Origin of the sequence: Enterobacter sp. HG048 (assembly GCF_024702055.1) — a bacterium.
Taxonomy (GTDB): domain Bacteria; phylum Pseudomonadota; class Gammaproteobacteria; order Enterobacterales; family Enterobacteriaceae; genus Enterobacter; species Enterobacter dykesii.
This window is the reverse complement of sequence record NZ_JANLIZ010000004.1, coordinates 147,367-172,937: the sequence shown is the minus strand read 5'-3', so window position 1 is coordinate 172,937 and position 25,571 is coordinate 147,367. Positions and strand designations below refer to the sequence as shown.

The following is a 25,571-nucleotide window of genomic DNA, read 5'->3' as shown; positions in this document are numbered from 1 at the left end:
CCCTGCGTGTACATCAAGAATAATTCTTATTTTAGTTTACTGTGCCCCGCCTGACGGAAGGTCAGGTTGAAACGGTACTCGCCCGTGAGCGGGTGAACCCCGGGCTTCAGCGGCTGAATGCCGTGATAGTAAAGCCGCGACTCCCTGCCCCACACCACCACATCGCCATGTTCCAGCATGATGCGCTTGAGCGGGTCGTTGCGACGTAATCCCCCAAACTGGAAGACGGCGGGCAGACCTAACGATACCGAGACGATAGGCGCGCGCAGATCGGGTTCATCCTTGTCCTGATGCAGCGAGAGCTTCGCACCGACGGCGTAGCGGTTGATCAGGCAGGCATCCGGCCGGAAATCAGGATACTTCGCTGCCACGGCGGCCTCGTGACATAGAGCCTGAAAGACCGCGGGCATCGGTGGCCACGGCTTGCCGGTCGCGGGATCGTTCGGGGCATACAGATAGCCCCGCTCGTTCGTCGCCCAGCCCAGCTCCCCGCAGTTGGCCATGGCCACCGACATGGTGTAGCCGCCCGGCGTCACCATATGGCGAAACGGCGAAACCGCCGTCACCTCGTCAATACCGGCCAGCAGCGCCGCCGCACGGGAGAGCGCAAAGCGGCGCAGGATCACCGCCCCCGGCGCAAGCGGCTCCTGCCAGGGTTCAGCATCCGCAAAAAGATCGAGCATTATCCCTCCTGGCGTTTCGCCTCACGTTTCAGTAATAGCGCTTTTCGCGCCGTCCCCCAACGGTAACCCGACAGCGCGCCGTCGTTACGAACCACGCGATGACAGGGGATCACAATCGCCAGCGTGTTTGCCGCACAGGCTCCGGCAACGGCGCGTACCGCACTGGGCTGGCCAATCGCCTGCGCCACCTGCCGGTAACTTGCCGTTTCGCCGCAGGGAATGTTGCGAAGAGCCTGCCAGACGCGCTGCTGGAACGCGGTTCCGCGAATATCCAGCGGCAGCGCAAGCGGTACGTCGCGGTTATCAATACTGACAATCACCTGCTGGACCCGACGCGCGAAACCCTCTTCCAGCGGCGCAAGCTCTGCTTTTGGAAATTGCGCGGCAAGCTCTTCGGCTAATTTTTCATCGCTGTCACCCAACAGGATCGCGCAGATCCCCCGCTCGCTTTCTGCCACCAGACAGCGTCCTAACGAAGAGTCGCTAATGGCATATCGCACGGCCACATCCCCTTTGCGGTACTGCTTCGCCGTCATGCCCAACGCGTCGTTGGCTTTACGATAATAGCTGCTGCTGTCGGGAAACCCCGCCGCCAACACGGCGTCGGTAATTTTGTCTCCCTGCGCAAGCGCGTTGCGCAGGCGCTGGCCTCGCGCCGCCTGCTGCCAGGCTTTTGGCGTCATGCCGGTCACGGACTTAAACAGACGGTGAAAATGGAAAGGACTCATGGCGACCTGCTGCGCCAGCCTCTCCAGGGTTAACGCAGGATCCTGCTCCAGAAGCCGGCAGGCGTGTTCCACTTTTGCCAGCTTCTGCGCCTGCGGATCGCGTTTGTCCGGCATGCAGCGCTTGCACGGGCGAAATCCTGCCTGAACGGCGTGGTGGGCATCGGGATAAAAGCGGACGTTTTTACGCAGCGCGTGGCGGGCGCGGCATGACGGGCGGCAGAAAATCCCCGTGGTCTGCACGGCGAAGACAAACCGCTCGTCAGCGCGCGGATCGCGGGCCAGCACGGCCTGCCAGCGATCCTCATCGGTAGTAAAGGTCGGGTTTCTCATTATCGGCTCCTCATGTAAGCATACATAGAGCGTGCCTGAGCGCCAGTGATAAAAAACCCGCAACCTTGCTTTTTAATTTTTGTCGCTGACCAGGAAACTGTTGAACTGCGGCGAGCTCCAGGTTTTAAACCCGTCGCCCTCTTTAACGATCATATAAACCGCCAGCCCTTCCTGACGGACCACCTCTTTGGCTTTTTCCGGGCCAAGAACCATTAATCCGGTATCCCAGGCATCCGCTTCCAGCGCGGTGGGGGCGATGACCGTCACCGAGACCAGGTTATGCGTGATAGGACGCCCGGTCTGCGGATCAATCACGTGCGAAATACGCTTCCCGTCAAGCTCGTAATAGTTACGGTAGCTTCCGGAAGTACTGATGCCATGTCCGTTGATATCCACTATCGCCTGCACGGCATTTTGCCGATCGGTCGGCTTTTGAATCGCTACGCGCCACGGCTTATCGCTGGCGTTCATGCCCCGGCTGACCAACGCGCCGCCCACCGAGACCAGATAACGTGAAATGCCTTCCTGCGCCATCAGTGCAGCAAGATGATCCGCCGCATAGCCTTCCCCTACCGTCGACAGATCGACAAACAGATCGGGGATATCTTTTTGCAGGTACTGTTGCCCGTACTGATTGATCACCGTCAGATGCTGCAGCCCCGTCCGGGCGCGGGCGTCATCAATGGCAGCCTGTTCGGGCGTCTTCACCGGCTGTTTATTCGGGCCAAATCCCCAGAGGTTCACCAGAGGGCCGACGGTCACATCCATCGCCCCGTTGGTTTTGTAACCCACGCGTATGGATTCGGTCACGATATCGGCCATCGCCTCGCTCACCGGCCACAGGGAGGTGCTGGTGGAGAGGTTAAAGCGCATCAGCGCCGAGTCATTTTTATAGGTTGAGAGCAGCTGATCGTCGGCGTCCAGCTGTGCCTGGATTTTGCCGCGAAGCTCATCTGTACGTGTTTTATCGAGGTTCATCACGCTGACGCGCCAGAAGGTGCCCATCGTTTTGCCTTCGAGCACCGTCGCGGCGGGTGCGTCGGTTTTCGCCACGGGTGTGGGATCGTTACACGCGGTCAGGAAAAAAAGCATAGCCAGAAAGCTGGCGCGTAAAAAAGTCATGTCCATTCATTATTATCCTCATGCCAGGGCGGCAAGAGTACACCAAAACGGGTGAGTTGTGAGAATCCGGGAGGCACAAAAAAGGGGCCATCAGGCCCCTTACGTCACACGGTGAAGCGATTAGAACTGGTAAACCAGGCCCAGCGCGACGATATCGTCAGTACCGATACCCGCCTGACGGGTGAATTCATTTTCATCAACCAGGTTGATTTTGTAATCCACGTAGGTGGACATGTTTTTGTTGAAGTAGTAAGTCGCACCCACATCAACATATTTCAGCAGATCCTGATCGCCGTAACCTTCGATGTCTTTCCCTTTAGACTGCAGGTAAGCCACGGATGGACGCAGGCCGAAGTCGAACTGGTACTGAGCAACCACTTCGAAGTTCTGCGCTTTGTTAGCGAAGCCGTAAGCGGTAGTCGGGCTGCTGCCGTTAGAGGTACCGAAACGGGTTGCGTTGTAGGTCTGAGAGTACTGCGCTGCCAGATAGATGTTGTTGGCATCGTATTTCAGGCCACCAGAGTAGACTTCTGCGTTGTCGCCATGACCGTAAACGCTTGCGCCGTTCTGATCGGCGGTACGTTTGGAGGAGGACATCGCACCACCTACGCTGAAACCTTCACCCAGGTTATAGGTCACGGATGCACCGTAGCCGTCGCCGTTCTGTTTCAGCAGGCTACGGCCACCGACGTTTTCACCGCTTACGCTGCCGTTTTTACCCTGATACTGCAGGGCAAAGTTCAGACCATCCACCAGACCGAAGAAGTCCTGGTTACGGTAGGTCGCCACGCCGTTAGCACGGGACTGCAGGAAGTTGTCTGCGCCGTAGGTATCGCCGCCAAATTCTGGCAGAACGTCGGTCCAGGAGGTTACGTCGTAGATTACGCCGTAGTTACGACCGTAATCGAAAGAACCCGCGTCAGCGAATTTCAGACCCGCGAACGCCACACGCGTCCAGGCATCGTTTTCGCTTTCTGAGGTGTTGCCCTGGATCTGGTATTCCCACTGGCCGTAACCGGTCAGCTGATCGTTAACCTGAGTTTCGCCTTTGAAGCCAAGACGCATGTAGGTCTGGTCGCCGTCGGCACCCTTGTCGTCAGAGAAATAGTGCAGACCATCGACTTTGCCGTACAGATCTAATTTGTTGCCATCTTTGTTATAAATTTCGGCCGCATTTGCTGCGCCTGCCACCAGGAGTGCTGGTACCAGGAGGGACAGTACTTTAACTTTCATTTTATTAACCCTCTGTTATATGCCTTATAATTGCCACTGCTTACTGGTTAACCCTCATTAACCAGTCGGCAATTTCATTCTCCTCAAAATTACAGAATAATCCAATGCGAATATGATACGAAAACTTTGAAGATGTTTCATTTATCTATCAACATGTTTCAAAATGTAAATATCAAGGAACTTTTACAAAGCACAAATAGCTTAGAAAATTAGCACTTATAATCAAACAGAAAAATCACCCTATAAATATCAGCAAGTTACAATAAAATTCGTTACAGCACTGAATGACAAAACAAGATCGCAGCTAATCTCTAAAATAATACTCGCTATCATCATTAACTTTATTTATTACCGTCATTCAGTTTTGAATGTCTGTTTATCCCTAATTGAACCGGATGCTCCGCATTCGGTTTTTTTTTACCTTTCTTTACGTAACTTCTCTTTTTTTGTGCTACCGCACCGTAATTGTAACGACTATTAACTAAATTCTCGTCGGATATCCTTCGAAGTGCATAAATTGGGGCAAAACTTAATTTCTTGTTAATTCGTGCTATTTATTGACGGCGTGGGTTGATTATTTGTACGCGCATGGCGAGTTTGTACATGTTTTCTGCACTCCCCGCCGCCGATATTGTCCGGAGAAAAAGTCGCCTCTTCCCGGACAGTCGCGCTGGAAATTCAATTATTACCCTTTATACTGCCCTATCGCCACAGAGCACGACCATAACGGGTTAAAGATATCAATGAGTCAGACTGAAACTACCGCCCCGAGCAAATTCTCCCTTCTCCCCGGGAGCATCACTCGTTTCTTTCTTCTTTTGATCGTTGTGCTGTTAGTCACCATGGGGGTGATGGTACAAAGCGCGGTTAACGCCTGGCTGAAGGATAAGAGCTATCAGGTCGTTGATATCACCCATGCCGTGCACAAGCGCATAGACACCTGGCGCTACGCCACCTGGCAGATTTACGACAATATCGCGGCTGCCCCGACCTCATCGTCCGGAGATGGACTTCAGGAGACGCGGCTGAAGCAGGACGTCTACTACCTCGAAAAACCGCAGCGTAAGACCGAAGCTCTTATCTTTGGCTCTCACGACAGCGCGACGCTTGAGATGACGCAGCGTATTTCTACCTATCTGGATACCCTCTGGGGTGCCGAAACGGTACCGTGGTCGATGTATTATCTGAACGGTCAGGATAACAGCATGATCCTGATCTCAACGCTGCCGTTAAAAGATCTCTCGTCCGGCTTTAAAGAGACAACCGTGGGCAGCATCGTCGATTCCCGCCGGGCAGAGATGCTGCAGCAGGCGAACGCCCTTGATGAACGTGAGAGTTTCTCTTCCCTGCGTCGTCTGGCCTGGCAAAACGGCCATTATTTTACCCTGCGTACCACGTTCAACCAGCCAGGACATCTGGCGACGGTAGTGGCCTTCGATTTACCGATTAATGATTTAATCCCGCCGGATATGCCGCTCGACAGCTTCCGCCTGGAGCCAGACAGCAGCACCCAGAACATGCGTGCGGCGTCTGACAAAGAGGCCGCAGAGAGCGTATCGATCTCCTTTAACGGCTCGAAAATCGAAATTGCCTCATCGCTGAATTCGACCGGTATGCGCCTGGTGTGGCAGGTGCCCTTTGGCACGCTGTTGCTCGACACCCTGCAAAATATCCTGCTGCCTCTGCTGCTGAATATCGGTCTGCTGGCGCTGGCGCTGTTTGGCTATAGCACCTTCCGTTTCCAGACGGGGCGTCAGAGCGACGCCTCTGCGGTTCCGGCCGGCACCAGCAATGAGCTGCGCGTATTACGCGCGCTGAATGAAGAGATTGTTTCCGTGCTTCCGCTTGGGGTCTTGGTTCACGACCAGGAGGCGAATCGTACGGTGATGAGCAACAAAATTGCCGACCATCTGCTGCCGCATCTTAACCTGCAGAACATCACCACCATGGCGGATCAACACCAGGGGGTGATTCAGGCCACCATCAACAATGAACTGTACGAGATCCGTCAGTTCCGCAGCCAGGTGGCTCCCCGCACGCAAATCTTCATTATTCGCGATCAGGATCGCGAAGTGCTGGTCAATAAGAAGCTCAAGCAGGCGCAAAGGCTGTATGAGAAAAACCAGCAGGGGCGCGCCGCATTTATGCAGAACATTGGCGATGCCTTCAAGCAGCCGTTAAAAACGCTGGCGACCCAGGCAGCGGCGTTAAACACCTCTGAAAGCCACCAGCTTGCCTGCCAGGCAGATTCGCTGGTCAGAATGGTTGATGAGATCCAGCTGGCGAACATGCTGGAGAATGATTTCTGGAAGGGAACGCCTGCCCTCTTCTCCATTCAGGATCTGATCGATGAAGTGGTGCCGGAAGTGCTGCCCGTCATCAAACGCAAAGGGCTGCAGCTGCTGATCAATAACAATCTCCCTGCGAATGACGAACGCCACGGCGATCGCGAAGCGCTGCGCCGCATTCTGCTGATGATTATTCAGTACGCCGTAACCACCACGCAGATCGGCAAGATCACCCTTGAAGTCAGCACCGAGGAGTCGGCAGAAGACCGTCTGACGTTCCGCATTCTGGACACCGGGGAAGGCGTCACAACGAGCGAAATTGATAATCTGCACTTCCCGTTCCTGAATGACACGCAGAGCGATCGCTACGGCAAGGCCAATGCTCTGACCTTCTGGCTGTGCGATCAGCTGGCGCGTAAGCTCGGCGGCCACCTGAATATCAAAGCCCGTGAATCACTCGGCACCCGCTATTCTCTGCACGTGAAAATGGCGGCCAATCCGCAGGAAGAAGATGAGGAACGTCTGCTGGATGATGTGGTGGTGATGGTCGATGTGACCTCGAACGAGATCCGCAATATTGTCGTTCGTCAGTTAGAAAACTGGGGAGCGGCCTGCATCACGCCGGATGAAAGACTTGCAAGTCAAGAATTTGATCTGTTTTTAACTGATAATCCGTCTAATCTTACTGCCTCCGGCTTGCTTTTAAGCGATGATGAGTCAGGCGTGCGGAAAATCGGCCCTGGCCAGCTGCGCGTCAACTTTAATATAAGCAATGCGATGCAGGAAGCTGTACTACAACTAATAGAAGAGCAGCTGGCGCAGGAAGAGATAACGGAGTCACCGTTAGGCGGCAATGAAAATGCCGAGCTTCACGCCAGCGGATACTATTCACTCTTTGTTGATACAGTACCAGATGATGTTAAGCGGTTGTATACTGAGTCCGCTGCGAACGATTTTGCAGCGCTGGCACAGACAGCACACCGGCTTAAAGGGGTGTTTGCCATGCTTAATCTGGTTCCCGGCAAGCAGTTATGTGAAACGCTGGAACATCTAATTCGTGAGAAAGATGCCTCTGGCATTGAAAAATACATCAGCGACATTGACGCCTACGTCAAAAGCTTGCTGTAGCAAGGTAGCCTTATACATGAACAATATGAACGTAATTATTGCCGATGACCATCCGATTGTACTGTTCGGTATTCGCAAATCACTTGAACAGATCGAGTGGGTGAATGTAGTCGGTGAATTTGAAGACTCTACAGCACTGATCAATAACCTCCCAAAGCTTGATGCGCACGTGCTCATTACCGATCTCTCTATGCCTGGGGACAAGTACGGTGATGGGATCACGCTCATCAAATACATTAAACGTCACTTCCCGGATATTTCGATCATTGTTCTGACCATGAACAACAACCCGGCGATCCTGAGCGCGGTGTTGGATCTGGACATTGAAGGGATTGTGCTGAAACAGGGCGCCCCGACCGATCTGCCAAAAGCGCTCGCTGCGCTGCAGAAAGGCAAGAAGTTCACGCCTGAGAGCGTCTCTCGTCTGCTGGAAAAAATCAGCGCGGGTGGCTACGGTGACAAACGCCTGTCCCCGAAAGAGAGTGAAGTTCTGCGCCTGTTTGCAGAAGGTTTCCTGGTAACCGAGATTGCCAAGAAGCTGAACCGCAGCATTAAAACCATCAGCAGCCAGAAGAAATCAGCGATGATGAAGCTGGGCGTGGACAATGATATTGCCCTGCTGAACTATCTCTCCTCCGTTACGCTGAGCGCATCGGACAAGGATTGATCCCGGACGGGTGTGCGGCCTGAGGCCCTCACCCCGTCCCTCTCCCACGGTGAGAGGGTTGAAAAGCGAAAAGGCCCTTGTGGGCCTTTTTTATATTCTGGTTTTTCTCACGCGATCCGCGTAAATCGACAACGTCTGCTTCAGCACGTCCAGCGTCACCGGTTTCGACAGACAGCTGTCCATGCCTGACTCCAGACAACGCTGTTTCTCTTCCGCCAGCGCGTTCGCCGTTACGCCCACTACCGGCAGCGTCAGGCCAAGCTGACGGATGCGCTGCGTCAGACGGTAGCCGTCCATGTTTGGCATGTTGACGTCGCTAAGCACGATATCAATATGATTTTTACTCAGCACATTCAGCGCATCCACGCCGTCATTGGCGGTTTTGCACTGGTAGCCCAGCGATCCAAGCTGGTCTGCCAGCAGGCGACGGTTAATCGGATGGTCATCCACCACCAGAATCATCATATCGTCATTCACCGACGCCAGAGACTCCGGTGACGGCAATCCGCCCGCGCCGTCGCGCTCTTCCAGCTCCACTTTGTAGATGCGCGCCAGCAGGCTCAACAGCTCGTGCGGCGTTGCGACGCTGTGTACCCATTCACCAGGCGCGCGCTCGACAGGAATGCCGATGTGGCGACGGCAGAAGAGCACCGACCCTCTCCCCTGCCACGGCTGATCCGGCATCTCGTCGGCGATCAGCACATCGTCCACGTCCGGCGTTTGGCCTTCATAGCGGCACACCCTCACGCCGCTGTGGGCAAGCAGCGCCGTCAGGTAATCATTCAGCGAGGCGTTATGCACCGCCAGCCAGCAGCGCTTGTCGCTCAGCCCGTCCACCGTCGCTTTTGCCGGATACTGCGCCGAATAGAGCGGAATACGGATGGTGAACTGGCTGCCCATGCCGGGCTCGGTATCCACGGAAATATCACCGTCCATCATGCTGACGAGCTTCTCACAAATCGCCAGCCCCAGTCCGGTGCCCTGGAAGTTACGCTGCACGCCGGTCCCGACCTGGAAGAACGGGTCGAACAGGCGGACCACTTCCTTCGCCGGGATGCCGACGCCCGTGTCGCGCACGCGAATGCTCAGGTAATCCCCCGCCCGGCATACATGCAAGACGATACAGCCGGTATCGGTGAATTTAATGGCGTTGCTGAGCAGGTTAGAAATGACCTGCTGCAGGCGCATCGGATCGCCGTGCAGCGTCAGCGGCACGTCCGGTTCAATAAAGCAGTAGAGCCCCAGCTGTTTACGCACCACCAGCGGCAGATAGTTGGCGCTGATATGGTTCATCACCTCGCGAGGCGAGAACTCCCGCGGTTCGATTTTCAGCTGCTCAGACTCGATTTTAGAGAAGTCGAGAATATCGCTGATGATCTTCAGCAACAGGCTGGAAGAGTTGTTCATCGCCGTCACCAGCCGGTCGACCCCTTTCGGCAACTCTTTGGTCTGCAGCAGGTCGAGGTTACCGATAATCCCGTACAGCGGCGTACGCAGCTCGTGGCTGACGGTGGCAAGGAACATGGATTTCGACTGGCTGGCCTGCTCCGCGGCCTGCGCCATCTCCTGCAACGACTCTTCCATCTTCACGCGCGCGGAGACATCCACCAGCACGCAAATCGCCACGTTTTCATTGCGATAGCGGGAATGCACAAAGCTGATCTGCAGGTTGGTGTGCGTGCTGGTGAGCACGTCGACAAAGTTAACCTGCTGACCGCAGATAATTTGCGTCAGCCTCTGTCGGTCTTCGTGCGTCAGCATGTTCAGGTAGTTATGCGCCAGCTCGTTACTCAGGATGTTGGTTCCGTCCTGGGTACGCAGAATGCAGATCCCCACCGGCGCCGACGCGACAATCTTCCGGTTAAACTGCTCGTGTTCCTCCAGCCGCTGGGCGTCGCTTTCGGCCGGAATAAAGATTTTCCGCTCATACATGCGCGCCAGGGTGAACAGCGCCCCACCCGCGATCAGGTTCAGCAGAATGGCATTCATGATGAGAATGCGTATCCGCTCAAGCACCATGTCCACTGGCACCGAGTAGACAATGCTCAGCGACGAAGGCGGCAGGCTCTTCTTCAGCACCAGTTCGCGGAAACCCGAGGTATAGCCAAACCACGACCGTTCCTGCATCCAGTGCGGTTCGACGTTTAACCGGTTATCCGGCCCGGCAAGTGAGATCAGCTGATGACCGTTTTCATCCAGAATGGTCACCCCCATAGGCAGGCTGCCCGGGGTGAAAAAGTTTTCCATACGAATGGTCTGCTCAATCCCCAGCAGCGCCTGCAGGCGATTGCCCAGATACACCGGCGTCAGGGCGTAGAAATAGCCCACGCCCGGGCGCGGGCCCTGGCTAACCCAGAAGATGTTATTCCCGCGCTCGTCCTGCGGCGCATTGCGGTATTTCACAATACGTTCATGCAGGCTTTTCAGCGCATCGTCACGCTCAACGGGCACGTCGCGCAGGCCAAAGTCAGCCATGCAGAGATTTTCACTGCCAATCAGGAATACGCGGTTCAGGTCATAGGCGGCGGAGAAATTGTCGCGCCAGTAGCGCATAAACCAGGCAAGGGATTCCAGCGACCCGCGCCAGGTATTGCTCATGGTGGAGCAATCGGAGTCCGGGAACAGCGGCTGGAAGTCCGGGACTTCGGTTTTGTCGTTGCGTCCGCGAAGCGCAAGGATGCCGTTTTCCGCCGTCAGACGATTTTCGGCAATATACTTCAGCTCCTTCATCACGTCAGACGTTCGCTGAATATAGCGCTGGGCCTGGTCGGAGCTTAAGTTAAACTCCTGGCGAATCTCCGCTTCTTTCTGGTGTAGCGCGTTAACGATGTAAAACACCGAGAACAAGGCCACCAGCAGCCAAAGCAAGAGCGCCAGCGCCCGAAACAGGTAGCGAGAAACTTTCAGCGTAGTACGAAAGGAGACGAGGTATTTCAAGGGGGCGAGGCTCCGCCGTCGGGGTCAAAAGAATGTGGTTAAGGTAGCGGTAAACGCGCCAGGTCGCAACGTTGACTTGTCTGCTTGTGCAAAAGAAAAGGGCCGGAATCCGGCCCTTTTTTGCATCAGGAGACATTACTCGTCAGCGTCATCCGCTACGTCATCGTCGGTGTCGGCTTCCGGCGCGATATCATCATCGCCTTCCGCAACGCTACCGTCGATGGAATCGAGCTCTTCGTCATCCACCGGCTCAGCAACGCGCTGCAGACCCACCACGTTTTCATCTTCCGCTGTACGGATGAGGATCACGCCCTGGGTGTTACGCCCCACCACGCTGATCTCAGAGACGCGGGTACGCACCAGCGTACCGGCATCGGTGATCATCATGATCTGGTCGGCATCGTCTACCTGCACCGCGCCCACAACGGAACCGTTGCGCTCGGTCACTTTGATAGAGATAACGCCCTGCGTGCCGCGAGACTTGGTTGGGTATTCCCCTTCCGCCGTACGTTTACCGTAACCATTCTGCGTCACGGTCAGGATTGCCCCTTCACCGCGCGGAATAATCAGAGAAACAACGCTGTCTTCGCCAGCCAGTTTGATACCACGAACGCCCGTCGCGGTACGGCCCATTGCACGAACGGCGTTCTCTTTAAAGCGCACCACTTTACCGGCCGCAGAGAACAGCATCACTTCATCAGAACCGGAGGTCAGATCCACACCGATCAGCTCGTCGCCTTCGTTCAGGTTCACGGCGATAATACCGGCAGAACGCGGACGGCTGAATTCGGTCAGCGCAGTTTTCTTCACGGTACCGCTGGCGGTCGCCATAAAGACGTTCACGCCCTCTTCGTACTCGCGTACCGGCAGGATAGCGGTGATACGTTCATTCGCTTCCAGCGGCAGCAGGTTAACGATTGGACGGCCACGCGCGCCGCGGCTCGCTTCCGGCAGCTGATAGACCTTCATCCAGTACAGACGACCGCGGCTGGAGAAGCAGAGGATCGTGTCATGGGTGTTCGCCACCAGCAGGCGGTCAATAAAGTCTTCTTCTTTAATACGTGCCGCAGATTTACCTTTACCGCCACGACGCTGTGCTTCGTAGTCGGTCAGCGGCTGATACTTCACGTAGCCCTGGTGAGACAGGGTGACCACCACGTCTTCGCGGTTGATCAGGTCTTCAATGTTGATATCAGAGCTGTTCGCGGTGATTTCGGTGCGACGCGCATCGCCGAACTGATCGCGGACCAGCTCCAGCTCTTCGCGGATCACCTCCATCAGACGCTCTGCACTGCCCAGAATATGCAGCAGTTCAGCAATCTGTTCCAGCAGCTCTTTGTATTCGTCGAGCAGTTTCTCGTGCTCAAGGCCGGTCAGTTTCTGCAGACGCAGATCCAGAATCGCCTGGGCCTGCTGTTCAGTCAGGTAGTACTGGCCGTCGCGCACGCCGAACTCAGGTTCCAGCCACTCAGGACGCGCTGCGTCATCCCCCGCACGTTCCAGCATCGCGGCGACGTTACCCAGATCCCACGGACGGGAAATCAGGGCGGCTTTCGCTTCCGCCGGGGTTGGCGCACGACGGATCAGTTCGATGATCGGGTCGATGTTGGCCAGCGCAACCGCCAGCGCTTCAAGGATGTGCGCACGGTCGCGCGCTTTGCGCAGTTCGAAGATGGTACGGCGGGTCACCACTTCACGGCGGTGACGCACGAACGCGCTCAGGATCTCTTTCAGGTTCATGATCTTCGGCTGACCATGGTGCAGCGCAACCATGTTGATACCGAAGGAGACCTGAAGCTGAGTCTGGGAGTACAGGTTGTTCAGCACAACCTCACCCACCGCGTCGCGTTTGATCTCAATCACGATGCGCATACCGTCTTTGTCAGACTCGTCACGCAGCGCGCTGATGCCCTCAACACGTTTTTCTTTTACCAGCTCGGCGATTTTTTCAATCAGACGGGCTTTGTTCACCTGATACGGGATCTCGTGAACAATGATGGTCTCACGGCCGGTTTTGGCGTCCGCTTCCACTTCGGCGCGGGCACGGATGTAAATCTTGCCGCGGCCGGTACGGTACGCTTCTTCAATACCGCGACGACCGTTGATGATCGCCGCCGTTGGGAAGTCCGGACCCGGGATGTGTTCCATCAGCCCTTCAATGCTGATGTCTTCATCGTCGATATAGGCCAGGCAGCCGTTGATCACTTCGGTGATATTGTGCGGCGGAATGTTGGTTGCCATACCGACTGCGATACCGGACGAACCGTTAACCAGCAGGTTCGGGATCTTGGTTGGCATCACATCTGGGATGCGCTCGGTGCCGTCGTAGTTATCGACGAAATCAACGGTCTCTTTTTCCAGGTCGGCCATCAGCTCATGAGCGATTTTCGACATACGGATTTCCGTATAACGCATCGCCGCAGCGGAGTCGCCGTCGACTGAACCAAAGTTACCCTGACCATCTACCAGCATGTAGCGCAAGGAGAATGGCTGCGCCATACGAACGATGGTGTCATAAACGGCGGTATCACCATGCGGGTGATATTTACCGATGACGTCACCGACGACGCGGGCAGATTTTTTATAGGCTTTATTCCAGTCATTGCCCAATACGTTCATGGCGTATAGTACGCGACGGTGTACCGGCTTAAGGCCATCGCGGACGTCCGGCAGCGCACGGCCAACAATGACCGACATCGCATAGTCCAGATAGGAGCTCTTCAGCTCTTCCTCGATGTTAACCGGTGTAATTTCTCTCGCAAGGTCGCTCATCTAACCGCTATCCCTCTACTGTATCCCGGATTCAAAGGTCGCAAATTATAACACAGCCGAGGTGATTGAGGTAAACCTATACGCTTTATTCACGGGGATTGCCTGATATACTCCTTTGTCTTGCTAAATAAGGAGTAAAAGCGCCCATGAATGCCGAAAAATCCCCGGTGGCTCACAACGTTGACCACGAAGAGATTGCCAAATTTGAAGCGGTGGCGTCCCGCTGGTGGGATCTCGAAGGTGAGTTCAAACCGCTGCATCGCATCAACCCGCTGCGTCTGGGCTATATCGCGGAGCGTTCCGGCGGTCTGTTCGGTAAGAAAGTGCTCGACGTCGGCTGCGGCGGCGGCATCCTGGCTGAGAGCATGGCGCGCGAAGGGGCGAATGTTACTGGCCTGGACATGGGCTTTGAACCGCTTCAGGTGGCCCGCCTTCACGCGCTGGAGTCCGGCATACAGGTGGAATACGTGCAGGAAACCGTGGAAGAGCACGCGGAAAAACACGCCCATCAGTACGATGTGGTGACCTGCATGGAGATGCTGGAGCACGTTCCCGATCCGCAGTCGGTGGTGCACGCCTGTGCAAAACTGGTGAAACCGGGCGGCCAGGTCTTCTTCTCAACCATCAACCGTAACGGTAAAGCCTGGCTGATGGCCGTCGTCGGCGCGGAGTATGTGCTGCGCATGGTGCCGAAAGGGACGCACGACGTGAAGAAATTCATCAAGCCTGCGGAGCTGTTAGGCTGGGTTGACCAGACGTGGCTCAAAGAGCAGCACATCACCGGCCTGCACTACAATCCGCTGACCAATAAATTCAAACTCGCACCGGGCGTTGATGTTAACTATATGTTGCATACAACTGCCAAAAACGACTAACGTCATTCGTTATTCTTATAAAGATTGCGCGACATCATGTTGCGCAATTCTGACCTCCCGTTGAAGAAATCAGCACTCGATCAAATTTTGAATTTTTTTTCTTAATTATTGACATGTCTTCCAGGCCTTACGGTACGAGGACTTAGCCTTTTTTACCCTTTCACAACCTCAATTTAACGCCAAAATCAACCCTTGTGCTGAAAAGATTCGATACTAGAATACTCACCATATAGCGTTTTTCTTATCGCAAACCCCCTACATGTAGTATTTATCCACAGAGTTAGTCACAAGACGGATCTGTGGATAAACGGGGGATATTTTTTATTTCACGGACAGGTAAAACCCACATGAATCAGAGTCTGCTGGTGACAAAGCGCGACGGTACTACCGAGCGTATCAATCTGGACAAAATCCATCGAGTTCTCGACTGGGCAGCAGAAGGACTGAACAACGTATCTATCTCCCAGGTTGAACTGCGTTCCCACATTCAGTTCTACGACGGCATCAAAACGTCTGATATCCACGAAACAATCATTAAAGCAGCGGCAGACCTCATCTCCCGCGAAGCACCGGATTATCAGTACCTCGCTGCACGTCTGGCGATTTTCCACCTGCGTAAAAAAGCCTACGGCCAGTTTGAGCCGCCGAAGCTTTACGATCACGTAGTGAAAATGGTTGAGCTGGGCAAATACGACACGCATCTGCTGGAAGACTATACGGAAGAAGAGTTCGAGCAGATGAACGGGTTTATCGATCACTGGCGCGACATGAACTTCTCCTACGCGGCGGTGAAGCAGCTCGAAGGCAAATACCTGGTTCAGAACCGTGTAACCGGTGAGATCTACGAAAGCGCCCAGTTCCTCTATATTCTGGTGGCCGCCTGCCTGTTCTCTAACTACCCGCGTGACACCCGTCTGGAATACGTGAAGCGTTTCTACGATGCGGTATCCACGTTCAAGATTTCTCTGCCGACGCCAATCATGTCTGGCGTGCGTACCCCAACCCGTCAGTTCAGCTCCTGCGTACTGATCGAGTGTGGTGACAGCCTGGATTCCATCAACGCCACCTCCAGCGCCATCGTGAAATACGTTTCCCAGCGTGCCGGTATCGGCATCAACGCCGGTCGCATCCGTGCGCTGGGCAGCCCGATTCGCGGCGGTGAAGCGTTCCACACCGGCTGTATCCCGTTCTATAAACACTTCCAGACGGCAGTAAAATCCTGCTCTCAGGGCGGCGTGCGCGGCGGTGCTGCGACCCTGTTCTACCCGATGTGGCATCTGGAAGTGGAAAGCCTGCTGGTTCTGAAAAACAACCGCGGCGTGGAAGGCAACCGCGTGCGTCACATGGACTACGGCGTGCAGATCAACAAGCTGATGTACACCCGTCTGCTGAAGGGCGAAGACATCACCCTGTTCAGCCCGTCCGACGTTCCAGGCCTGTATGACGCGTTCTTTGCCGATCAGGACGAGTTCGAGCGTCTGTACACCAAATACGAAAAAGACGATAGCATCCGCAAGCAGCGCGTGAAGGCGGTAGACCTGTTCTCCCTGATGATGCAGGAACGTGCCTCAACCGGTCGTATCTACATCCAGAACGTGGACCACTGCAACACCCACAGCCCGTTTGACCCGGTGGTTGCGCCAGTGCGCCAGTCTAACCTGTGCCTGGAGATCGCCCTGCCAACCAAACCGCTGGAAGACGTGAACGACGAAAACGGCGAAATCGCGCTGTGTACGCTGTCCGCGTTCAATCTGGGCGCAATTAAAAGCCTGGATGAGCTGGAAGAGCTGGCCGTGCTGGCGGTTCGCGCGCTCGACGCTCTGCTGGACTACCAGGATTACCCAATCCCGGCCGCTAAACGCGGTGCAATGGGCCGCCGTACCCTGGGTATCGGCGTGATCAACTTCGCCTACTGGCTGGCGAAAAACGGCAAGCGTTACTCTGACGGCAGCGCTAATAACCTGACGCACCAGACGTTCGAAGCGATTCAGTACTACCTGATGAAGGCCTCTAACGAGCTGGCGAAAGAGCAAGGCGCGTGCCCGTGGTTCAACGAAACCACCTACGCGAAAGGCATTCTGCCGATCGACACCTACAAGAAAGACCTGGATGCGATCGTCAGCGAGCCGCTGCACCTCGACTGGGAAGGTCTGCGCGAGTCCATCAAGACCCATGGCCTGCGCAACTCCACGCTCTCTGCCCTGATGCCGTCCGAGACCTCTTCGCAGATCTCTAACGCCACCAACGGTATTGAACCACCGCGCGGCCACGTGAGCATCAAAGCGTCGAAAGACGGCGTCCTGCGTCAGGTGGTACCGGATTACGAAACGCTGGGTAATAACTACGAGCTGCTGTGGGAAATGCCAAACAACGACGGCTACCTGCAGCTGGTGGGTATCATGCAGAAGTTTATCGACCAGTCGATCTCTGCCAATACCAACTATGACCCGACGCGCTTCCCGTCCGGCAAGGTACCGATGCAGCAGCTGTTGAAAGACCTGCTCACCGCCTACAAATTTGGCGTGAAAACGCTGTACTATCACAACACCCGTGATGGTGCGGAAGACGCGCAGGACGACCTGGTACCGTCAATTCAGGACGATGGCTGCGAAAGCGGCGCATGTAAGATCTAATGAAGGGCGGGGATATCCCCGCCTTTATTTCGTAAGACAGGACACACTCATGGCATATACCACCTTTTCACAGACGAAAAACGACCAGCTCAAAGAGCCGATGTTCTTCGGCCAGCCGGTCAACGTGGCACGCTACGATCAGCAAAAATATGACATCTTCGAAAAGCTGATTGAAAAGCAACTCTCCTTCTTCTGGCGCCCGGAAGAAGTGGACGTCTCCCGCGACCGTATTGATTACCAGTCGCTGCCGGATCACGAAAAACATATCTTCATCAGCAACCTGAAGTACCAGACGCTGCTGGACTCCATTCAGGGTCGTAGCCCGAACGTGGCGCTGCTGCCGCTGATCTCCATTCCGGAGCTGGAAACCTGGGTGGAAACCTGGGCGTTCTCCGAGACAATCCACTCCCGCTCTTACACCCACATCATCCGCAACATCGTGAACGATCCGGCGGTGGTGTTTGACGATATCGTCACCAACGAGCAGATCCAGAAGCGCGCGGAAGGCATTGCCCATTACTACGACGAGCTGATCGAGATGACCAGCTACTGGCATCTGCTGGGCGAAGGCACCCACAACGTGAACGGTAAAACCGTTACCGTGAACCTGCGCGCGCTGAAAAAGCAGCTGTACCTGTGCCTGATGAGCGTTAACGCGCTGGAAGCGATCCGCTTCTACGTGAGCTTTGCCTGCTCCTTCGCCTTTGCCGAGCGCAAGCTGATGGAAGGCAACGCCAAAATCATCCGTCTCATCGCTCGTGATGAAGCCCTGCACCTGACCGGTACCCAGCACATGCTGAACCTGCTGCGCAGCGGTACGGACGATCCGGAGATGGCGGAAATCGCCGAAGAGTGCAAGCAGGAGTGCTACGACCTGTTCGTGCTGGCGGCTCAGCAGGAGAAAGAGTGGGCAGACTACCTGTTCCGCGACGGCTCCATGATTGGCCTGAACAAAGACATCCTGTGCCAGTACGTTGAGTACATCACCAACATCCGCATGCAGGCTGTTGGCCTCGACCTGCCGTTCCAGACGCGCTCTAACCCGATTCCGTGGATCAACACCTGGCTGGTGTCCGATAACGTGCAGGTTGCGCCGCAGGAAGTTGAAGTCAGCTCTTATCTGGTCGGTCAGATTGATTCTGAAGTCAACACCGACGACCTGAGCAACTTCCAGCTCTGATGTCACGCGTCACGTTAAGTCTTTCCGGTACTGAGGTGCTGTGTCGGGAGGAGCACCCTTCTCTGCTGGTGGCGCTTGAGGCGCATCAGGTAGAAGTAGAGTACCAGTGTCGTTCCGGCTACTGCGGCTCCTGCCGCTGCCGTCTGGTCGCAGGCCAGGTAGATTGGCTGACCGAGCCGCTGGCCTTTATCAACGAAGGGGAAATTTTGCCCTGCTGCTGCCGGGCAAAAGGCGATATTGAGATCGAGATGTAAAAAAGGGCCTTCCGGCCCTTTTTCTATTTTAAGAACGTCACCGCTTTATCCGGGAAATCGGTAAACAGCCCGTCCACGCCCGCCTGGTTATACAACACCTCATAAAGCTGATTCACATCCGTGGCATATGGCGGCAGCTGGTCTGCACGCACCGTATACGGGTGGACCTGCATCCTGCTGGCGTGCGCCTCTTTCACCATCGCCGTCAGCTTCACGTGACCCGGGGTGGATCCTTCCGCCACCAGCATGTGGTAATCCGGCCCGATGCCGTCGGCGTACTGCGCAATCTGCTTCATCGCGCCCGGCTTAAGCATCCAGTCGTAGTTATAGTTCACCCACTTGCCGTCCGGCTGTTTCTCCTGGGTTTCATTCCAGTCGGTATAGGCAATCAGCTGCACCAGATTGAGGTTCATCCCCATTTTCGGCTCCAGCTCGGTTTTGATGCGCTTCAGCTCGGCGGCATCAAAGCACTGGAGGTAAACTTTGTCCTGCTTGCTGGTGTAGCCGTACTGCTTCAGCACCTCCAGCGTCTTCGCGGCAATGTCTTTCCCTTCCTGATGGTGGAACCACGGCGCTTTGATTTCAGGGTAGATACCGATATTTTTACCGGTTGAATGATTCAACCCCTGAACAAACTCAATCTCTTCCTGGAAGGTATGAATGCGGAAGTCAGATTTGCCCATCGGGAAACGTCCCGGATAGACCTGCACCTTCTTGCCGTTTTCAATCTCAAAGCCTTCGGTAAACTTCAGAGAGCGGATCTCCGCCAGCGTGAAGTCGATGGCGTAGAAACGACCATCTTTGCGCGCGCGGTCCGGGAAACGCTCCGCCACATCCGTCACGCGGTCCAGATAGTGATCGTGCAGGACCACCAGCTGGTCGTCCTTCGTCATCACCAGATCCTGCTCCAGATAATCCGCGCCCTGGGCATAGGCCATCGCCTTCGCCGGGAGCGTATGCTCCGGCAGATAGCCGCTCGCGCCGCGGTGGGCGATCACGATTTTATCCGCCGCCAGCGCAGAGCCTGTCATCAGGCCCGCCAGCAGCAGGCCGGTTGTTACGTAAGATAATTTCATCGCAATACTCCTTATTGACGACGCGCCAGCACTTCCGCATGGCGACGTTTCTCACCGATCATGACCACAATGAGCAGCAGTACCGCCAGCACGCTGCCGCCGATCATCACCATAAAGCCGCCGTCCCAGCCGAAGAAGTCAACGGTGTAGCCCACGATGGCGCTCGCCGCGACCGAACCGCCCAGATAGCCGAACAGACCGGTAAAGCCTGCCGCCGTGCCCGCCGCTTTTTTCGGCGCCAGTTCCAGCGCGTGCAGGCCAATCAGCATCACCGGACCGTAGATCAGGAAGCCAATAACAATCATGCAGGCCATATCTACTGATGGGTTGCCCGGCGGGTTGAGCCAGTACACCACGGTCGCGATGGTCACCAGGGTCATAAAGAACACGCCCGTCGCGCCGCGGTTGCCTTTAAACACCTTATCTGACATCCAGCCGCAAAGCAGCGTGCCCGGGATCCCGGCGTATTCATACAGGAAATAGGCCCAGGAGGACTTATCCAGCGCGAAGTGCTTCACCTCTTTCAGGTAGGTTGGCGACCAGTCGAGGATGCCGTAGCGCAGCAGGTAAACGAACACGTTCGCCACCGCGATGTACCACAGCAGCTTGTTCGGCAGGACGTACTTCATGAAGATCTGTTTTGCGGTCAGCTCTTCTTCGTGCTCCTTGCTGTAATCATCCGGATAGTCGTTTTTGTACTCTTCAATCGGCGGCAGGCCGCAGGACTGCGGCGTATCGCGCATCAGCGCGAAGGCAATAATCGCCACCAGAATGGCGCCAAAGGCAGGCATATAGAGCGCCGCATGCCAGTCGTTGAACCAGGCCATCCCCAGCAGGAACAGCAGAGGCGGAATACCGCCGCCCACGTTATGGGCGCAGTTCCACACCGACACGATGCCGCCGCGCTCTTTCTGCGACCACCAGTGAACCATGGTGCGTCCGCACGGCGGCCACCCCATCCCCTGGAACCAGCCGCAGAGGAACAGCAGGACGAACATGACGGCGATGCTGGAGGTTGCCCACGGCACAAAGCCCATGAACAGCATGACCGCGGCCGCCAGGATCAGGCCGGCGGGCAGGAACACCCGCGGATTCGAGCGATCCGATACCGACCCCATGATGAATTTGGAAAAACCGTAGGCGATTGAGATCCCCGACAGCGCGAACCCCAGATCGCCGCGGGAGAAGCCCTGCTCCACCAGATACGGCATCGCGAGCGCGAAGTTTTTACGTACAAGGTAGTACGCCGCGTACCCGAAGAAGATCCCCAGGAAAATTTGCCAGCGCAGACGGCGGTATAGCGGATCAATTTCTGCCTCTGGCAGACGCGCCCTGTGCGGCGCAGGTTTGAAGATACTGAGCATAACAGCCTCCGTGGCCTTGAATTGAATGGGCAGGTGGCTCGCACCTGAATTCCAGAGGCGGGGATGTTAAGAAATCACGGTGATTGTTACTGTGAATCAACGCACAGATTGTTACAGAAATATGACAGAATGCGCAAAAAAGCGCATGAAATCACGTTTCACTTTCGAATTTCGCGCGTTTATGTTCGAAATCAAACAAACCACACTATTGATATGGCTAAATGATAGAAAAACGAACATAGAGGGTAAACAATGACCATTCACGATCCTCGCTACAGCGATGTGATAATCATTGGCGGTGGCGCAACCGGCGCCGGGATCGCACGCGACTGCGCCCTTCGCGGCTTAAGCGTCACGCTGCTGGAGCGCCACGATATCGCCACGGGCGCAACCGGGCGTAACCATGGCCTGCTGCACAGCGGCGCGCGGTATGCGGTTACCGACGGTGAATCCGCACGCGAATGTATTGCTGAAAACCAGATCCTCAAGCGTATCGCCCGCCACTGCATTGAGCCGACCGACGGCCTCTTTATTACTCTTCCCGAAGATGACCTCACCTTTCAGGACACCTTTATTACCGCCTGCACTGCGGCGGGCATTCAGGCTGAGGCCATGGACCCGACGCTGGCGCGACGGCTGGAACCGTCTGTTAACCCGGCGCTTATCGGCGCGGTGAAAGTGCCTGACGGCACCGTTGACCCCTTCCGCCTGACCGCCGCCAATATGCTGGACGCCCGCGAGCATGGCGCACGCATTCTGACCGGGCACGAAGTGAGCGGGCTTATCCGTGAAGGTCATCGTATCTGCGGCGTGCGGATCCTCGATACGCAATATAACGAACACAGCGAGCTGTATGCCGCCGTGGTGGTCAACGCGGCGGGGATCTGGGGGCAGCGCATCGCGGAATACGCGGACCTGTCGGTACGCATGTTCCCGGCGAAAGGCTCGCTGCTGATCCTCGACCACCGCATCAATAACCACGTTATTAACCGCTGCCGCAAGCCGTCTGATGCCGATATCCTCGTCCCAGGCGACACCATTTCGTTAATCGGTACCACCTCAACCCACGTGGACTACGGAGAGATTGACTACAACCGCGTGACCGCCGAAGAGGTCGACGTCCTGCTGCGCGAAGGGGAAAAACTGGCCCCGGTGATGGCGCAGACGCGTATTCTGCGCGCCTACGCGGGCGTGCGTCCGCTGGTCGCCAGCGATAACGACCCGAGCGGGCGTAACGTCAGCCGGGGCATCGTGCTGCTCGATCACGCCGAGCGCGACGGCATGGACGGGTTTATCACCATCACCGGCGGCAAGCTGATGACCTACCGCCTGATGGCCGAGTGGGCGACCGACGCCGTCTGCCGCAAGCTGGGCAATACCGAACGGTGCGTGACGGCAGAACAAGCTCTGCCCGGCTCGCGTCAGTCCACCGAAAAAACGCTGCAAAAAATCATCTCCCTGCCCGCGCCGCTGCGCGGATCAGCGGTATACCGCCACGGCGACAGAACGCCACCGTGGCTTGGTGAAGGAAGATTGAGCCGCAGCCTGGTGTGCGAGTGCGAAGCCGTGACGGCCGGTGAGGTGCAGTACGCGGTGGAGAACCTGACGGTCAACAGCCTGCTCGATCTCCGCCGCCGCACCCGCGTCGGAATGGGGACCTGTCAGGGCGAGCTGTGCGCCTGTCGTGCCGCCGGGCTGCTGCAGCGTTTTCATACCACCAGCGCCACCCAGTCGCTCGATCAGCTCAGCGCGTTTTTAAACGAGCGCTGGAAAGGCATTCAGCCTGTCGCCTGGGGCGATGCCCTGCGCGAAAGCGAGTTTACCCGCTGGGTCTACCAGGGGCTTTGCGGTCTGGAGAAGGAGCAACGCGATGAAATTTGATACCGTGATTGTCGGCGGCGGGCTGGCAGGCTTGCTCTGCGGCATCAGGCTCACGAAGCAGGGACTGCGCTGCGCCATTATCACCCGGGGGCAGAGCGCCCTGCACTTCTCGTCGGGCTCTCTGGATCTGGTGGACGAAGCGTACCGCGATAAGCTGCCGCCGGAGCACCCGTATCACCTGATTGGCGCCCAGCATATTGACCGCTTTGCGCTGGAAACCGAAGCGCTGCTGGCGGAGTGCGGCGCGCGTCTGCAGGGCAGCGCCAGGTTCAATCACCAGCGCGTTACGCCGCTCGGCACCCTGCGCTCTGCCTGGCTCAGCCCGGAAGAAGTGCCCGTTGCTCCCTTCAACGCCGCACGCGTGCGCGTCGTGGGTATTAGCGGCTTTCTGGATTTTCAGCCCCATCTCGCGGCGGCGTCGCTTTGTCGCCAGGGCGTCAATGCCGAAACGGCAGAGATAGAGCTGCCTGAGCTGGATGTCCTGCGCGATAACCCGAGCGAGTTTCGCGCGGTGAATATCGCCCGTTTTCTGGATAACGAGGACAAATGGCCGCTGCTGTATGACGCGCTCAGGCCCCTCAGCGACAGCTGTGACGCCCTGCTGATGCCGGCCTGCTTTGGTTTACGCGACAACCGGCTCTGGCGCTGGCTCTCGGATCGTCTGCCCTGCACGCTCGGCCTCCTGCCAACCCTGCCCCCTTCCGTCCCCGGCATTCGCCTGCACACCCAGCTCCAGCGCCAGTTTGTTGCCCAGGGCGGCGTGTGGATGGCGGGGGATGAGGTGAAGAAAATTACGCTGGTGGACGGCGCGGTAAGCGAAATCTGGACGCGAAACCACGAGGATATTCCGCTTCGCGCCCGCTTTACGGTGCTGGCAAGCGGCAGTTTCTTCAGCAACGGGCTGCTGAGCAGCCGGGAGGGCATCCGGGAAGCCATTATGGGGCTGGATGTTCGCCAGCGTGCCTCCCGCGCGGACTGGTATCAGAGTGATTTCTTCTCGCCGCAGCCCTGGCAGCAGTTCGGCGTGATTGTCGATAACCAGCTGCATCCGCAACTTTCTGGTAAGCCCGTCAGTAATCTTTTTGCCATCGGCTCGCTGCTGGGCGGGTACGATCCCATTGCCCAGGGATGCGGTGGCGGGGTCTGCGCCGTCACGGCGCTGTATGTGGCAGAGCAGATTAGCCAGCGCACGGAGGCTGAACAATGAACGACACCCGTTTTGAAAGCTGCATTAAATGCACGGTGTGTACCACCGTCTGCCCGGTCAGCGGCGTGAATCCACGCTATCCCGGGCCAAAGCAGGCCGGGCCGGACGGCGAGCGTCTGCGCCTGAAGGACGGCAAGCTCTACGACGAGGCGCTGAAATACTGCATCAACTGCAAACGCTGCGAAGTCGCCTGCCCGTCGGATGTTAAAATCGGCGACATCATCCAGCGCGCCCGGGCGCGTTACAGCACGCAAAAGCCGACGCTGCGTGACGCTATTCTGAGCCATACCGATCTGATGGGCAGCGTCTCGACGCCGTTTGCCCCGCTGGTGAATGCCGCGACCTCCCTCAAACCGGTGCGTCAGCTGCTGGATGCCACGCTGAAGATAGACCATCACCGCAGCCTGCCGAAATATTCTCACGGCACCTTCCGCCGCTGGTACAAATCCGTCGCGGCGGAACAAGCGAAGTATGCCGACCAGGTGGCCTTTTTCCACGGCTGCTATGTGAATTACAACCACCCGCAGCTGGGTAAAGATCTGCTGAAGGTGCTAAACGCCATGGGAACGGGCGTTCAGCTACTGAACAAAGAGAAGTGCTGCGGCGTACCGCTGATCGCCAACGGATTTACCGATAAAGCGCGCAGGCAGGCTCAGAGCAATGTTACGTCACTGCGCGAAGCGATTGTCGATAAAGGTATTCCGGTGCTGGCGACCTCGTCCACCTGTACCTTCACCCTGCGTGATGAGTACCCGCATCTGCTGGACGTGGATAATACCGGCCTGCGCGAGCACATTGAGCTGGCGACACGCTTCCTGTGGCGCAAGCTCGATAGCGGGCAGACGTTGCCGCTGGGGAAATTGCCCCTGAAAGTGGTGTATCACACGCCGTGTCATATGGAGAAAATGGGCTGGTCGCTCTATACGCTTGAGCTGCTGCGGTTAATTCCGGGCCTGGAGCTGACGGTGCTGGATTCGCGCTGCTGCGGGATTGCGGGAACCTACGGCTTTAAGCGTGAAAACTACGAAACGTCGCAGGCGATCGGCGCCCCGCTGTTCCGTCAGATTGAAGAGAGCGGCGCGGATATCGTGGTAACGGACTGCGAAACCTGCAAGTGGCAGATTGAGATGTCCACCGGCAAGCGCTGCGAACATCCGATTACCCTGCTGGCGAAGGCGCTGGGCTGAACAGTGCCGGGGCGAAACGCCCCGGC

Annotated in this window: 17 protein-coding genes; 9 read left to right on the top strand and 8 right to left on the bottom strand. The window is 56.5% G+C overall.

The window, feature by feature from the left end; translation table 11 throughout:
* Positions 1–26: 26 nt before the first annotated feature.
* The 4 genes from alkB to NUX24_RS07770 all read right to left on the bottom strand — a co-directional run bounded on the left by alkB (position 27) and on the right by NUX24_RS07770 (position 4,096).
* Positions 27–683 (bottom strand): DNA oxidative demethylase AlkB, encoded by a 657-nt coding sequence (alkB, locus tag NUX24_RS07785; protein ID WP_257830708.1) that lies wholly within the window; start codon positions 681–683, stop codon positions 27–29.
* The gene (gene ada, locus NUX24_RS07780; protein WP_126329764.1) at positions 683–1,741 is read right to left on the bottom strand and encodes a bifunctional DNA-binding transcriptional regulator/O6-methylguanine-DNA methyltransferase Ada; all 1,059 of its coding nucleotides are present in this window, start codon (positions 1,739–1,741) and stop codon (positions 683–685) included. Before ada ends, alkB begins: the two co-directional genes overlap by 1 nt.
* A 72-nt stretch (positions 1,742–1,813) precedes the next feature.
* A complete protein-coding gene (apbE, locus tag NUX24_RS07775) occupies positions 1,814–2,869 on the bottom strand; it encodes an FAD:protein FMN transferase ApbE (RefSeq protein ID WP_257830706.1) in 1,056 nt (351 codons plus the stop codon).
* A gap of 114 nt (positions 2,870–2,983) precedes the next feature.
* Positions 2,984–4,096: a porin OmpC gene (locus NUX24_RS07770; RefSeq protein WP_047652546.1), complete on the bottom strand. Its 1,113-nt coding sequence runs from the start codon at positions 4,094–4,096 to the stop codon at positions 2,984–2,986.
* Positions 4,097–4,839: 743 nt separating this feature from the next.
* Between NUX24_RS07770 and rcsD the strand changes: the two genes are divergently transcribed.
* Together rcsD and rcsB are read left to right on the top strand one after the other, a co-directional pair.
* Positions 4,840–7,512, top strand: a complete 2,673-nt coding sequence (gene rcsD / locus NUX24_RS07765) for a phosphotransferase RcsD (protein ID WP_058841535.1) — start codon at positions 4,840–4,842, stop codon at positions 7,510–7,512.
* Between the two features lie 16 nt (positions 7,513–7,528).
* Positions 7,529–8,179 carry a response regulator transcription factor RcsB gene (gene rcsB / locus NUX24_RS07760; RefSeq protein ID WP_006176468.1) on the top strand — a complete coding sequence of 217 codons (651 nt, stop codon included), beginning with the start codon at positions 7,529–7,531 and terminating at the stop codon, positions 8,177–8,179.
* Positions 8,180–8,269: 90 nt separating this feature from the next.
* Here rcsB and rcsC read toward each other — a convergent pair whose 3' ends face one another.
* Together rcsC and gyrA are read right to left on the bottom strand one after the other, a co-directional pair.
* The gene (gene rcsC / locus NUX24_RS07755; protein WP_257830702.1) at positions 8,270–11,116 is read right to left on the bottom strand and encodes a two-component system sensor histidine kinase RcsC; all 2,847 of its coding nucleotides are present in this window, start codon (positions 11,114–11,116) and stop codon (positions 8,270–8,272) included.
* A 135-nt stretch (positions 11,117–11,251) separates the two neighbouring features.
* Positions 11,252–13,888, bottom strand: a complete 2,637-nt coding sequence (gene gyrA / locus NUX24_RS07750) for a DNA topoisomerase (ATP-hydrolyzing) subunit A (RefSeq protein ID WP_039263204.1) — start codon at positions 13,886–13,888, stop codon at positions 11,252–11,254.
* Between the two features lie 146 nt (positions 13,889–14,034).
* Here gyrA and ubiG point away from each other — a divergent pair, with 146 nt between their 5' ends.
* The 4 genes from ubiG (at position 14,035) to yfaE (ending at position 18,830) form a co-directional block, all read left to right on the top strand.
* Positions 14,035–14,763 (top strand): bifunctional 2-polyprenyl-6-hydroxyphenol methylase/3-demethylubiquinol 3-O-methyltransferase UbiG, encoded by a 729-nt coding sequence (gene ubiG / locus NUX24_RS07745; protein WP_193806120.1) that lies wholly within the window; start codon positions 14,035–14,037, stop codon positions 14,761–14,763.
* Between the two features lie 347 nt (positions 14,764–15,110).
* Positions 15,111–17,396 (top strand): class 1a ribonucleoside-diphosphate reductase subunit alpha, encoded by a 2,286-nt coding sequence (nrdA, locus tag NUX24_RS07740; RefSeq protein ID WP_045402753.1) that lies wholly within the window; start codon positions 15,111–15,113, stop codon positions 17,394–17,396.
* 49 nt (positions 17,397–17,445) lie between these two features.
* A complete protein-coding gene (nrdB, locus tag NUX24_RS07735) occupies positions 17,446–18,576 on the top strand; it encodes a class Ia ribonucleoside-diphosphate reductase subunit beta (protein WP_045888629.1) in 1,131 nt (376 codons plus the stop codon).
* Complete coding sequence (gene yfaE / locus NUX24_RS07730; RefSeq protein WP_008500234.1) at positions 18,576–18,830, top strand: class I ribonucleotide reductase maintenance protein YfaE; 255 nt, start codon at positions 18,576–18,578, stop codon at positions 18,828–18,830. Before nrdB ends, yfaE begins: the two co-directional genes overlap by 1 nt.
* A 23-nt stretch (positions 18,831–18,853) precedes the next feature.
* On the opposite strand, the gene glpQ is transcribed toward yfaE, so the two are convergent.
* Together glpQ and glpT are read right to left on the bottom strand one after the other, a co-directional pair.
* Positions 18,854–19,906, bottom strand: coding sequence for a glycerophosphodiester phosphodiesterase (gene glpQ / locus NUX24_RS07725; RefSeq protein WP_257830697.1), 1,053 nt, complete (start codon positions 19,904–19,906; stop codon positions 18,854–18,856).
* Between the two features lie 11 nt (positions 19,907–19,917).
* Complete coding sequence (gene glpT / locus NUX24_RS07720) at positions 19,918–21,270, bottom strand: glycerol-3-phosphate transporter (RefSeq protein WP_257830696.1); 1,353 nt, start codon at positions 21,268–21,270, stop codon at positions 19,918–19,920.
* A gap of 252 nt (positions 21,271–21,522) precedes the next feature.
* Between glpT and glpA the strand changes: the two genes are divergently transcribed.
* Genes glpA through glpC form a run of 3 tightly spaced genes read left to right on the top strand, consistent with a single transcriptional unit; the run spans position 21,523 to position 25,545 of the window.
* Positions 21,523–23,151 (top strand): anaerobic glycerol-3-phosphate dehydrogenase subunit A, encoded by a 1,629-nt coding sequence (gene glpA / locus NUX24_RS07715; RefSeq protein WP_257830695.1) that lies wholly within the window; start codon positions 21,523–21,525, stop codon positions 23,149–23,151.
* Complete coding sequence (gene glpB / locus NUX24_RS07710) at positions 23,141–24,358, top strand: glycerol-3-phosphate dehydrogenase subunit GlpB (protein WP_257830694.1); 1,218 nt, start codon at positions 23,141–23,143, stop codon at positions 24,356–24,358. Before glpA ends, glpB begins: the two co-directional genes overlap by 11 nt.
* A complete protein-coding gene (gene glpC / locus NUX24_RS07705) occupies positions 24,355–25,545 on the top strand; it encodes an anaerobic glycerol-3-phosphate dehydrogenase subunit GlpC (RefSeq protein WP_257830693.1) in 1,191 nt (396 codons plus the stop codon). Before glpB ends, glpC begins: the two co-directional genes overlap by 4 nt.
* Positions 25,546–25,571 lie beyond the last annotated feature (26 nt).